Genomic DNA, 11,753 nt, shown 5'->3' on the forward strand with positions numbered 1-11,753 from the left:
ATGATGGGACGCAACTCATGGCGCGGTGCGGCCGTCCCTTGGCCATTCTTTGTGACGACACCGCCATACAGCCGCGGCCGGAAGGGCCGCGGCCGAAGCCTCACAGGCGCTGACCCGTCTGCGCGTCAAACAGGTGGACGAGCGCGGGATTGGGCGTGAGCGGGATGGTGTCGCCCGGGCCGACGGTGACGCGCTCGCGGAAGACGCCGACGATGTCCTGCCCGCCGAGCTTGGCGAAGACCTGGGTCTCCGACCCCGTCGGCTCGACGACCACGACCTCGGCCGGGATGCCGTTCGCCGCATCGATCACGAAGTGCTCCGGCCGGATGCCGTAGACGGCGGGGCGCCCGTCGGCTCCCGCCGGCGCCGTGGCGAGCGGCAGCTCGAGACCGCCCTCGGTCTTGAACACCGCCTTGCCGTTGACCGTGATGTTGCCCTTGACGAAGTTCATGGCCGGCGAGCCGATGAAGCCGGCGACGAACATGTTGGCCGGCCTGTCGTAGAGCTCGAGCGGCGCGCCCATCTGCTCGACGATGCCGTCATGCATGACGACGATCTTGTCGGCCATGGTCATGGCCTCGATCTGGTCGTGCGTCACGTAGACCGTCGTCGTCTTGAGGCGCTGGTGCAGCTCCTTGATCTCCGTGCGCATCTGCACGCGCAGCTTGGCATCGAGGTTCGACAGCGGCTCGTCGAACAGGAAGACCTGCGGGTTGCGCACGATGGCCCGGCCCATGGCGACGCGCTGGCGCTGGCCGCCCGAGAGCTGGCGGGGGTAGCGTTCGAGCAGATGGCCGAGGCCGAGGATGTCGGCCGCCTTCTTGACGCGCTCCTCGATCTCGCTCTTGGGCGCGCTGCGCAGCTTGAGCGAGAAGGCCATGTTGTCCGCCACCGTCATGTGCGGATAGAGCGCGTAGTTCTGGAACACCATGGCGATGTCCCGCTCCTTCGGCGGCACGTCGTTGACGACGCGCTCGCCGATGCGGATCTCGCCGCCGGTGACGTTCTCGAGGCCGGCCACCATGCGCAGCAGGGTCGACTTGCCGCATCCGGAAGGGCCGACGAGAATCACGAACTCGCCGTCCACGATGTCGATGGACACGCCGTGGATGACCTGGGTCGCGCCAAACGCCTTGCGCACGTCTCGAATTTCAACCGATGCCATTTAAGTCGACCGTCCCTGTTCAAGCGGCGCCGCCGGCCGCATCACCACTCTTCCCGACGCCCTCCCCGGAAGGCAGCGGGACACGCGAGATCGTTCGTCAAACGCAACCGCTGCGCAAGACGAAAACCAGTCCATCGCGAAAAGCTGAGATGCCGCGCCGCCGGTTGTGCACGCCGTCCCCTCCCCTGAGCCCGTGAAGGCCGTTTCCCCGTCGCCGGTATCCGGCTTTTTTGGTCTGCCGCGCGAAGGCGACATCCTTGTTGACCTAACGCTAGCTGCGTCTCAACTTGAATTCAATCGTTTAAACGCTTAAGCCCGACGAAACCGAACGACAGCCAGGGAAACGCGCTCGTGAGCAAGCCCGAGATTCTCCTCGTCCGCCCCATCATGCCTCTCATCGAGGACGGGCTGACGAAGCATTTCACCCTGCACAAGCTCGCCGAGGTCGCGGACGAGGCGGTCTTCTTCCGCGAGGTGGGCCCGCGCATCCGCGGCGTCGCGGCCGGCGGCGCCGGCAAGGCCGACCGGGCGCTGATCGAGAAGCTGCCGGCGCTCGAGATCATCGCCAATTTCGGGGTCGGCTATGACGGCATCGACGTGAAGGCGGCGGCCGAGCGCGGCATCATCGTCACCAACACGCCGGACGTGCTCACGGGCGAGGTGGCGGACCTCGCGCTCGGCCTGCTGCTCGCCACCGTGCGCCAGATCCCACAGGTGGACCGCTATCTGCGCGCCGGCAAGTGGCTGGAGAAGCCCTACCCGCTCACCGCCACGCTGCGCGAGCGCAAGGTCGGCATTCTCGGCCTCGGCCGCATCGGCAAGGCCATCGCCGAGCGCTGCGCCGCCTTCGGCCTCGACATCGCCTATCACGGCCGCAGCCGCCAGGCGGACGTGCCCTACCGCTATTACGACAACCTCGTCGCCATGGCACGCGACGTCGACGTGCTGATGGTGGTCGCGCCGGGCGGGACGGCGACGCATCACATCGTCAATGCCGAGGTGCTGGAGGCGCTCGGCCCGGACGGCATCCTCATCAATGTCGGCCGCGGCACCGTCGTCGACGAGAAGGCGCTGGTCGCCGCCTTGCGCGACCGCAAGATCCTCTCCGCCGGCCTCGACGTCTTCGAGGACGAGCCGCGCGTGCCGGCCGAGCTCATCGCCATGGATCACGTGGTGCTGCTGCCCCACGTCGGCTCCGCCTCGGTCTACACCCGCAACGCCATGGGCCAGCTCGTCGTCGACAACCTCGTGTCCTGGTTCGAGGGCAAGGGCCCGAAGACGCCGGTCGCCGAGACGCCCTGGCCGCGGAACTGACGCGCAGCTGAACTCATCAAGCAGCGCAGCCGCCAGAGGGCCCTGTCCCCCTCCCCCCGCTTGCGGCGGGGAGGGGCTAGGGGTGGGGGGCGCCGACGCTCGTCACGAGCATGCCGGCAATCCCCGACCAGCAACGCTCTCTCCCAACTTTCAATCGGCGACCGCCTGCCTGCGGCACCGCCCCCGCCCCTCCCCGCCGCTTCGTGGGGGAAGGCGTGACCGGGGGCGTTCGGATCAGACCTTCCTCGCCCGCCACGGGCGCTTGATGCCCCACGGCTGTTCGGTTCAGATGAAGTGCTACCGCCTCCCCACGTCATGGCCGGGCCTGTCCCGGCCATCCACGCCTTTGCTGTTGCTCAACGGGGGATGCCCGCGACAAGCGCGGGCATGACCGCATCGCAGGAATGCCGGCTTGAGCGCTCCTTCGCGTCACACGCCCAGCTTGCCGCCGAGCTCGTCCTCGATGTGCACGCGGATGATGTCGTCGAAGGACGTCTCCGCCTTGAAGCCGAGGGAGAGGGCGCGGCTCGCGTCGAAATTGCGCGGCCAGCCGGCGACGATCTTCACGATGACCGGATCCGGCTCGCGCCTGACCAGCGCCACCGCCTTGTCGCCGGCGACGCGGCGCAGCGCCTCGAGCTGCTCGCCCACGGTCACCGAAAGACCAGGCATGGTGAGGGTGCGGCGCGGCCCCACCGTCTCGCCGTCGATGGTCGCGGCGTGGATGAGGAAGCCGACGGCCGAACGCGGGCTCGCGTGCCAGTGGCGCACATCCTCGCCCACGGGCAGCACCGCCTCGATGCCGGACAGCGGCTCGCGGATGATGTTGGAGAAGAAGCCGGACGCCGCCTTGTTCGGCTTGCCCGGCCTGACGCAGATCGTCGGCAGGCGGATGCCGATGCCGTCGAAGAAGCCGCGGCGGGTGTAATCAGCGAGGAGAAGCTCGCCGATCGCCTTCTGCGCGCCGTAGCTCGTCAGCGGCGTGGTGAAGAACTCGTCGCCGATCGCGTCGGGGAAGGGCGCGCCGAACACCGCGATCGAGGAGGTGAAGACGAGGCGCGGCACATAGCCCTCGATCACGCGCACCGCGTCGAAGAGATAGCGCGTGCCGTCGAGATTGATGCGGTAGCCCTTGTCGAAATCCGCCTCGGCCTCGCCGGAGACGATGGCCGCGAGATGGAAGATCACGTCCGGCCGCTCCGCCACCAGCTTCTCGGCTTCGCCCGGCTCAGAGAAATCGGAGGCGAGCGTCTTCACGGCGAAAGGCGCGCCGGCCGGGGCGAGCGGCTCCACGATGTCGTGCAGCGTGGCGCGCGTGATCGTCTTGCCGCCGAGCGCACCGTCCCGGACCAGCCGTTCCGTGAGCTTTCGGCCGACCATGCCCGCCGCGCCGATGATGAGGATATGCATGACCTAGAGTTCCTTTGCATTGCGGTGGGGACGGAGCCCCTCCCCCTTGCGGGGAGGGGTTGGGGTGGGGTCGCGACGCAAGAGCCATGAAGCCCTGCATGCTGCACCACCCCCCTCCCTACCCTCCCCCGCAAGGGGGGAGGGAACGGGATGCGCTCGCCCCGTTAGACCAATCGTCGTTCAGAGCGCGAAGCCGCCGTCGGCGAGATGGATCTGGCCCGTCGTGAAGGCCGATTCGTCGGAGGCGAGATAGACCGCGAGCGCGGCGATCTCTTCCGGCTTGCCGAGCCGGCCCATCGGCTGGCGGTCGATGAAGGCCTGGCGGACGGCTTCCACGCTCTGGCCGGTCTCGCGCGCCAGGGTGGCGATGCGCTCGTCGAGCGAGGGCGATTCGATGGTGCCGGGGCAAATGGCGTTGGCGCGCACGCCCTTGCGGATGAAGTCGGCCGCCAGCGCCTTGGTGAGGCCGACGACGGCAGCCTTGCTGGCACCATAGACGTAGCGGTTGGGGATGCCGCGCACGGAGGAGGCACCCGAGGCGATGTTGACGATGGAGCCGGCGCCCTTCTCCAGCATGCCGGGCAGGAAGGCGCGCACCGTGCGGTGCATCGACTTCACGTTGAGGTCGAAGGAGAAGTCCCAGTCCTCCTCCGAGCACTCCAGCACCGAGCCGTGGTGGACATAGCCGGCCGCGTTGAGCAGCACGTCCACCGGGCCGACGTCGCGCGCCAGCGCCTCGACGGCGGCGGTCGAGCGCACGTCGAGCTTGCTGCAGCGCGCGCCCGCAAGGCCGGCGAGCTTGGCCTCGTCGAGATCGGTCGCGACGACCTTGGCCCCCTCGCGCAGGAAGGCCTCGGCACAGGCCCGGCCGATGCCCTGCCCTGCCGCCGTCACGACACATGTCTTGCCCGATAGGCGTCCAGCCACTTGCGTTACTCCCTAGATTGTCGCTTGAGGTTTCTTCTGAAAAGCGGCGAGCGGGACGCGCTGGCGCCCCGCCGCGTCGAAATTGTCGGGCGCCAGCCAGCTCTCGAAGGCCGCCTTGCGCGCCGGCCACTCGCTGTCGAGCATGGCGAACCAGGCGGTATCGCGGTTCTTCCCCTTGACGATCATGTGCTGGCGGAAGATGCCCTCGAAGGTGAAGCCGAAGCGCTCGGCTGCCCGGCGCGAGGCGGCATTGGCCGCGTTGCACTTCCACTCGAAGCGGCGGTAGCCGAGATCGTCGAAGACATGCCTCGCAAGGAGATAGATCGCCTCCGTCGCCGCGCAGGTACGCTGCAGCGCCGGTGAGAAGACGATGTTCCCGACCTCGACGACTCCGTGGGCGGGGCGGATCTCCATCAGCGTCACGAGGCCCACGGCCCGGCCCGTGCCGCGGTCGATCACGGTGAAATAGAACGGGTCGCTCAGCTCCGCCCGCCCCTCGAGCCAGAGGCCGAAGGCCTCCGCATCGGCGAAGGGGCCGTAGGCCATGTAGTCCCAGAGACTGTCGTGCCCCGCGACGGCCGCCCACAGGTCGGCCGCATGCAGTCGCGCATCGAGCGGCGCGAGAACGACCGTGCGCCCCTCGTGCTCCCGCCGCGGCGGCAGGCCGCGCGCCGGGCCGATGACCGGATCGTTCATCGCGTCGGCCTCCGCCCGTGCGCAAGGTCGTCGCGAAAGAAGCCATTGATCTCGTCGAAGGGCACGGCCTGCGCGAGCGCATCGAAGCGCCCGGTCGTCACCACATCGCGCGCCGCCTGCATGAAGGCGCCCCAGGCAACCCGGCACAAGGCCGAGCCGCCACTGAGGCGCTTGACGCCGAGGGCCGAAAATTCGTCGACGCCCATGGTCGTGCCGGCGGGAATGAGCACGTTGACGGGCTTGGGCGCCACGGCTTCGACGATGGCGCGGATCTCCTCGGGCGTCCGGCAGCCGGGCGCATAGAGGCAGTCGGCCCCGGCCTCGGCATAGGCGACGAGCCGGCGGATGGATTCGTCGAGCGGCGCCGCGTGGCCGACGAGCCAGCATTCCGCCCGCGCCGTCAGCACGACGCCCTTGCCGGCCTCGTCGATGGCGGCACGCGCCGCCGCGATCCGCTCCTTCGCGAGGCTGAGGTCATAGAGCGGGCGCGACGACTCCCCCGTCGCATCCTCGATGGAGAGGCCCGCGACGCCGGTCTCGGCGCACAGCCGCACGTTCTTGGCGACGTCGCCCGGCTCGTGCGCATAGCCCGATTCGAAATCGGCGTTCACCGGCACGTCCACGGCTTCGACGATCTCGCGGATATGCGCCAGCATCGCATCGCGCGGGACGGCCCAGTCGGTGTCCGGGAAGCCCTGCGAGAAGGCGACGCCGGCGCTCGTCGTGGCGAGCGCCTTGAAGCCGAGGCTCTGCAGGAAGCGGGCGGTGCCCACATCCCACGGGTTCGGCATGACGAAGGCCCCGCCGGCCTCGTGCAGCCGGCGGAATGCGTGACGGCGGTCGTGGATGGAGCTCACTGGTCTCTCCGTCGGGAAGGGCGAGCCGTGTGAACCACGTCAATGGTTGTCGCGCGGCACCCCGAAGGTCTGGGAGACCTTTTGATATTTCACCGCCGGCTTCAGCACCATGCCCTCGGAGAGCTGATCGACCATGGCACGCTGGATCTCCTGCCAGGGCGTCTGGCTGGCGGGATAGGGGTAGCCGCCGTTCTTCTCCAGCTCGGCCCGGCGGGCGGCGAGCTCTTCGGTGGAGATGAGGATATCGGCCGTGCCCTTGCGCAGGTCGATTCGCACCCGGTCATCGGTCCTGAGCAGCGCCAGGCCGCCACCAGCCGCCGCCTCGGGCGAGGCGTTGAGGATCGACGGGGAGCCCGACGTGCCGGACTGGCGCCCGTCGCCGATGCAGGGCAGCGAGGTGATGCCCTTCTTGAGGAGATAGTCCGGCGCCTGCATGTTGACGACCTCCGCCGCCCCCGGATAGCCGATGGGCCCGGCGCCGCGCATGAAGAGCATGCAATGCTCGTCGATGCCGAGGGCCGGATCGTCGATGCGCTTGTGGTAATCCTCCGGCCCGTCGAAGACGATGGCCCGCCCTTCGAAGGCGTCGGGGTCGCTCGGATTCGACAGGTAGCGGTCGCGGAACTCCTTCGAGATCACGCTCGTCTTCATGATCGCCGAATCGAACAGGTTGCCCTTCAGCACGATGAAGCCGGCATCCTGCATCAGCGCGTTGTCGAAGCTGCGGATGACGTCGCGGTCCTCCGCCTCGCGCCCACGGCAGTTCTCGCCGATGGTCCTGCCGTTCACCGTGAGCGCGCCCTCGCGGATGAGGCCGTGCTGCATCAATTCGTTGACCACCGCCGGCACGCCGCCGGCGCGGTGATATTCCTCTCCGAGATATTTGCCGGCCGGCTGCAGGTCGACGATCAGCGGCACCTTGTGCCCCACCGTCTCCCAGTCCTCCACGCTCAGCGGCACGCCGATGTGCTTGGCGATGGCGTTGATGTGGATCGGCGCGTTGGTCGAGCCGCCGATGGCCGAATTGACCACGATCGCGTTCTCGAAGGCTTCGCGCGTCAGGATGTCGGAAGGCTTCAGGTCCTCCCACACCATCTCGACGATGCGCTTGCCGGTGTCATAGGCGATCTGCCCGCGTTCGCGATAGGGCGCGGGGATGGCGGCGCAGCCGGGCAGGCTCATGCCGAGCGCCTCGGCCAGCGAGTTCATGGTCGAGGCCGTGCCCATGGTGTTGCAGTGACCGACGGACGGCGCCGAGGAGGCGACGAGCTCGATGAACTTCTCGTAGTCGATCTTGCCCTCGGCGAGCAGCTCGCGCGCCTTCCACACCACGGTGCCGGAGCCCGTGCGCTCGCCGCGGAACCAGCCGTTGAGCATCGGCCCGCCGGAGAGCACGATGGCCGGAATGTTCACCGTCGCCGCGGCCATGATGCAGGCCGGCGTCGTCTTGTCGCAGCCCGTCGTCAGCACCACGCCGTCGAGCGGATAGCCGTAGAGCACCTCGACGAGGCCGAGATAGGCAAGGTTGCGGTCGAGCGAGGCGGTCGGGCGCTTGCCCGTCTCCTGGATGGGATGGACGGGGAATTCCATCACCACGCCGCCGGCGGCGCGGATGCCCTCGCGCACCCTCTGCGCCAGGTCGAGATGGTGGCGGTTGCAGGGTGAGAGGTCCGAGCCCGTCTGGGCGATGCCGATGATCGGCTTGCCCGACTGCAGCTCCTCGCGCGTCAGGCCGTAGTTGAGGTAGCGCTCGAGATAGAGCGCCGTCATGCCCGGATTGTCGGGATTGTCGAACCACAGGCGCGAGCGCAGCTGCGATTTGTCCCGGTTATGCGCAGTCATGTGGCGTTGTCCTTCCCGTCCCACGCCTTCTGCAAGGCGCTATAAAAACGATTTAGCCGTTTGATTTCCCTGCCAGCATCGCCCTAAATGCAGCGGAAAATCAATCGCTGAACTGATGCGTTGGAGGCAGGGCTCCGTTGCCTCACGCTGGCAACAGGCGGGGGACGCGAGGGGTGGGGAGCGATCGGAAGGGGTGTGGCGGCCGAACCATGCGGCTGTTCGCGGCGGCGCTCGCCGTTGCCGTGCTGGCCTGCGCCGGTCCGGTCCTCGCGGCCTGTCCCGAGCGGCCGGCGTGCCGCGGTTGCGGCTGCAAGGGCGGCCCCGGCTACCGCGGCCCCGACGGCCGCTGCGTCGGCTTTCGCGACCTCGCGAAGGTCTGCGGACCGCAGCCGGAGCGCCGATGCACTTTCGAGAACGCCCCGGGCACGGGCGCCAACCGCGACTGCGCCCTCGGCAAGCCGATGAAGAACCAGGACATCAACTGAAGATCTAGGGAGTGAGAATGCTCAGGATCGTCGACGCCTTCGGGCGCATCGGAGAGGAAAACGCCTTCGCCGTGCTGGCCCGCGCCACCGCGCTCGCCGCCGAGGGGCGCGACATCATCAACCTCGGCATCGGCCAGCCGGATTTCCCGACCCCGCCCCACATCGTCGAGGCGGCCGTCAAGGCCCTGCGCGACGGCCACCACGGCTATACGCCGGCCACCGGCATCCTGCCGCTGCGCGAGGGCGTCGCCGCCGACATTCACCGCCGCCTCGGCGTCTCCGTCTCGCCCGACGAGGTGCTGATCGTGCCCGGCGGCAAGGTCACCATGTTCATGGCGATCCTCATGTTCGGCGAGCCGGGGGCCGAGATCCTCTATCCCGATCCCGGCTTTCCCATCTACCGCTCGATGATCGAGTTCACCGGGGCGACGCCCGTTCCGGTGCCGATCCGCGAGGAGAACGGCTTTGCCTTCTCCGCCGAGGAGACCCTGTCGCTGATCACGCCGCGGACGCGCCTCCTCATCCTCAACTCCCCCGCCAACCCGACCGGCGGCGTCACGCCCAAGGCCGAGATCGACCGCCTCGTCGCCGGCCTTGCCGCCCACCCGGACGTCGCCGTGATGTCGGACGAGATCTACGGCCAGATGACCTACGACGGCGAGGAGCACGTGTCGCTGCTCGCCTATCCCGAGATCCGCGACCGCCTGATCCTGCTCGACGGCTGGTCGAAGACCTATGCCATGACCGGTTGGCGCATGGGCTTCTCGCTCTGGCCGAAGCCGCTCTACGAAGCGGCGCGCAAGCTCGCGGTCAATTCCTATTCCTGCGTCAATGCCGCCGCGCAATGGGCGGGGCTCGCCGCCCTCACCGGCCCGCAGGACTGCGTCAGCGAGATGGTGGCCGAGTTCGACCGGCGGCGAAAGGTCGTCGTCGAGGGTCTCAACAAGCTGCCGGACGTCTCCTGCGCCACGCCGAAGGGCGCGTTCTACGCCTTCCCGAACGTCTCGCGCACGGGCTGGAAGGCGAAGGCGCTCGCCTCGGCCCTCCTCGAGGAGGCGGGCGTCGCCGTCATCGGCGGGCCGGACTTCGGCGTCCATGGCGAGGGCTTCATCCGCCTGTCCTATGCCAACTCGACCGAAAACATCCTGAAGGCGCTCGACCGCATGGGCGCCTTCCTCGCCTCGCGCAAGGCGGCGTGACGAGCCTGCCTCGCTCAACGGCAGAGCGTAGCCTCCCCGCCCGTCATGGCCGGGCTCGTCCCGACCATCCACGCCTTTCAGCCTTGCGCGAGCACGGACGGCGTGGATGCCCGCGACAAGCGCGGGCATGACGGTGGAGACGGCTGCGCAAAGGAAGCGGGAAGAGCGTGGCACAACCTCCCCGTTCGTCATGGCCGGGCTTGTCCCGGCCATCCCCGCCTTTCACCCCTGCGCGAGCGTCACGCCGTCATCCCCGCGACAAGCGCGGGGATGACGGCGGAGAGCGCCGGACAGCGCCGGACAGTCTTGTCGGCGCCCCATGTTCTGCCTGCGGCTTACGCCTTCGCCGCCGTCGCCGCGGCGTCGATATGGGCGATGAGCGCCTTGTCGAGGCCGAGCGCGTCGCCGAGCTGGGTCAGGAACGTCTTTTCCTCGAAGGTGTCCGGCTCGATCGCGAGGCGCGCCGCCGTGTAGATCTCGCTCGCCAGTTCCGGCGTCCGCGCGGCGGCAGCGAGCGTCGTGATCGGGGCGGGATTGGCGAATTCGTTGTCGAGGAACTGCGTCGCCTCGATGTCGAAGCCCGCCTGCTTCAGCCCGCCGATGATGCGGCCGCGCTCGACCGTATCGACGTGCCCGTCCGCGGCCGCCGCGGCGATCATCGCCCTCAGCAGCACCAGCGCCGTGTCCTGCGAGGCGCCCTCGACGCTGAAGGGCGACTGCGACGGCGGCGGCAGCATCTGCACTCCGCCGGGTTGCGCACCGGCCGAGGCGGCCGGCTGCTGCCCGGCCTTCCAGTTGCGGTAGGCGGTATAGGCGAGGCCGCCGATCAGGGCGAGACCACCGACCTTCGCGGCCGATCCGGCGAGCTTGCGGCCGGATTTCGAGCCCATCAGCAGGCCCGCGAGGCCGCCGATGACGGCGCTCGCCGCCATGTTGCCCTGCGGCGTGTTGAGATAGCCCATCGCCTTCTCGGCGATGTTGCCGCCCGCCCCCGGTGCTCCGGGGCGTCCGGCCGCGCCTGCACCGCCGGTGAACTGCCCGAGCACGTCGTTCAGCATGTTGCCGAGGCCGGCCTCCCCCTGTTTGCCGTTGCCGCCGCCGGCGGCGGCCGAACCGACGAGCGCGTCGAGAAGCTTCTTGGCGTCGAACATCCCTCTCTCCCTGTTGCGGGCGCTGCTCGCCGCCCTCTCCTTCCGGCAGGTAGGATCGCCGGGCGGCTATTGCCAGATGGAGCCCTGCTTCGCCCGGCCGCAAATCGCACCGGCCGGCCTTCCGCCCCACCTCAGGCGGGCAGGCCGGGCAGCGGCAGTCCGGCCGCCTCCTTCAACGTCTCGAGCACGATTTCCGAACGCACCCGGGCAACGCTCGGGTCCGGCAGGAGGACATCGTTGATGACGAGCGACAGTTCGCCGAGATCCGCGACGGCGAGCTTGAGGAGATAGTCGGCCTCGCCGGTCAGGGCGTGGCCCTCGAGCACGCTCGGCGTGCGGCGCACGAGATCCCGGAAGCGCCGGGCATTGTCGCGCGAATGGGTGTTGAGCGTCACATGGACGAAGACCGTGACGCCGAGGCCGAGCCTGCGCCCGTCGAGATCGACCCGGTAGCCGCGGATGATCCCGGCCTCCTCCAGCTTCTGGCGCCGCCGCGACACCTGCGAGGCCGACAGGCCGACGCGCTCGGCAAGCCCCGCATTGGTCAGCGAGGCATCCTCCTGCAGCGCGTGAAGGAGGCGCCAGTCGAACCCGTCGAGCGTGATCGCTTCCTGCATCCAATCCCCATTTCATGCACGAAACCGGCATCCATACCGGCAAGAATGCCGCCCTTTGCAAGCACCTTGCACCGATCATGCGTCATTCTG

The 11,753-nt window shown here is 68.8% G+C and carries 11 protein-coding genes; 3 read left to right on the plus strand and 8 right to left on the minus strand.

Annotation, left to right across the window (positions count from 1 at the left end; genetic code table 11):
- Positions 1–100 precede the first annotated feature (100 nt).
- Positions 101–1,165: an ABC transporter ATP-binding protein gene (locus tag GGR16_RS23630; protein ID WP_026015030.1), complete on the minus strand. Its 1,065-nt coding sequence runs from the start codon at positions 1,163–1,165 to the stop codon at positions 101–103.
- A gap of 351 nt (positions 1,166–1,516) precedes the next feature.
- On the opposite strand from GGR16_RS23630, the gene GGR16_RS23635 reads away from it, so the two are divergent.
- Positions 1,517–2,479, plus strand: coding sequence for an NAD(P)-dependent oxidoreductase (locus tag GGR16_RS23635; protein WP_183318564.1), 963 nt, complete (start codon positions 1,517–1,519; stop codon positions 2,477–2,479).
- A 429-nt stretch (positions 2,480–2,908) separates the two neighbouring features.
- Here the strand turns inward: GGR16_RS23635 and denD are convergent, their stop codons facing one another.
- The 5 genes from denD to GGR16_RS23660 all read right to left on the minus strand — a co-directional run bounded on the left by denD (position 2,909) and on the right by GGR16_RS23660 (position 8,211).
- Positions 2,909–3,889, minus strand: coding sequence for a D-erythronate dehydrogenase (gene denD / locus GGR16_RS23640; protein ID WP_019402166.1), 981 nt, complete (start codon positions 3,887–3,889; stop codon positions 2,909–2,911).
- Between the two features lie 180 nt (positions 3,890–4,069).
- Positions 4,070–4,816, minus strand: a complete 747-nt coding sequence (locus tag GGR16_RS23645; RefSeq protein WP_183318566.1) for an SDR family oxidoreductase — start codon at positions 4,814–4,816, stop codon at positions 4,070–4,072.
- Between the two features lie 12 nt (positions 4,817–4,828).
- A complete protein-coding gene (locus GGR16_RS23650; protein ID WP_183318568.1) occupies positions 4,829–5,512 on the minus strand; it encodes a GNAT family N-acetyltransferase in 684 nt (227 codons plus the stop codon).
- A complete protein-coding gene (locus GGR16_RS23655) occupies positions 5,509–6,369 on the minus strand; it encodes an isocitrate lyase/phosphoenolpyruvate mutase family protein (RefSeq protein WP_183318570.1) in 861 nt (286 codons plus the stop codon). Before GGR16_RS23655 ends, GGR16_RS23650 begins: the two co-directional genes overlap by 4 nt.
- 39 nt (positions 6,370–6,408) lie before the next feature.
- Complete coding sequence (locus tag GGR16_RS23660) at positions 6,409–8,211, minus strand: IlvD/Edd family dehydratase (protein WP_019402170.1); 1,803 nt, start codon at positions 8,209–8,211, stop codon at positions 6,409–6,411.
- Positions 8,212–8,420: 209 nt separating this feature from the next.
- Between GGR16_RS23660 and GGR16_RS23665 the strand changes: the two genes are divergently transcribed.
- Positions 8,421–8,696, plus strand: coding sequence for a hypothetical protein (locus GGR16_RS23665; RefSeq protein WP_183318572.1), 276 nt, complete (start codon positions 8,421–8,423; stop codon positions 8,694–8,696).
- Between the two features lie 17 nt (positions 8,697–8,713).
- The gene (locus tag GGR16_RS23670) at positions 8,714–9,895 is read left to right on the plus strand and encodes a pyridoxal phosphate-dependent aminotransferase (RefSeq protein ID WP_183318574.1); all 1,182 of its coding nucleotides are present in this window, start codon (positions 8,714–8,716) and stop codon (positions 9,893–9,895) included.
- Positions 9,896–10,230: 335 nt separating this feature from the next.
- Here the strand turns inward: GGR16_RS23670 and GGR16_RS23675 are convergent, their stop codons facing one another.
- Both GGR16_RS23675 and GGR16_RS23680 read right to left on the minus strand, forming a co-directional pair.
- On the minus strand, positions 10,231–11,046 hold the full coding sequence (locus tag GGR16_RS23675; protein WP_019402748.1) for a tellurite resistance TerB family protein: 816 nt from the start codon (positions 11,044–11,046) through the stop codon (positions 10,231–10,233).
- 131 nt (positions 11,047–11,177) lie between these two features.
- On the minus strand, positions 11,178–11,663 hold the full coding sequence (locus GGR16_RS23680) for an Lrp/AsnC family transcriptional regulator (protein ID WP_183318577.1): 486 nt from the start codon (positions 11,661–11,663) through the stop codon (positions 11,178–11,180).
- Between the last annotated feature and the right edge of the window lie 90 nt (positions 11,664–11,753).

The sequence above is a fragment of the Chelatococcus caeni genome (assembly GCF_014196925.1).
GTDB classification, from domain to species: Bacteria; Pseudomonadota; Alphaproteobacteria; order Rhizobiales; family Beijerinckiaceae; genus Chelatococcus_A; species Chelatococcus_A caeni.

Bases quoted from the DNA above. Each gene is read 5' to 3' on its own strand.
- GGR16_RS23630 (WP_026015030.1), bottom strand. From the start codon at position 1,165: ATGGCATCGGTTGAAATTCGAGACGTGCGCAAGGCGTTTGGCGCGACC.
- denD (WP_019402166.1), bottom strand. From the start codon at position 3,889: ATGCATATCCTCATCATCGGCGCGGCGGGCATGGTCGGCCGAAAGCTC.
- GGR16_RS23650 (WP_183318568.1), bottom strand. From the start codon at position 5,512: ATGAACGATCCGGTCATCGGCCCGGCGCGCGGCCTGCCGCCGCGGCGG.
- GGR16_RS23660 (WP_019402170.1), bottom strand. From the start codon at position 8,211: ATGACTGCGCATAACCGGGACAAATCGCAGCTGCGCTCGCGCCTGTGG.
- GGR16_RS23665 (WP_183318572.1), top strand. From the start codon at position 8,421: ATGCGGCTGTTCGCGGCGGCGCTCGCCGTTGCCGTGCTGGCCTGCGCC.
- GGR16_RS23670 (WP_183318574.1), top strand. From the start codon at position 8,714: ATGCTCAGGATCGTCGACGCCTTCGGGCGCATCGGAGAGGAAAACGCC.
- GGR16_RS23675 (WP_019402748.1), bottom strand. From the start codon at position 11,046: ATGTTCGACGCCAAGAAGCTTCTCGACGCGCTCGTCGGTTCGGCCGCC.
- GGR16_RS23680 (WP_183318577.1), bottom strand. From the start codon at position 11,663: ATGCAGGAAGCGATCACGCTCGACGGGTTCGACTGGCGCCTCCTTCAC.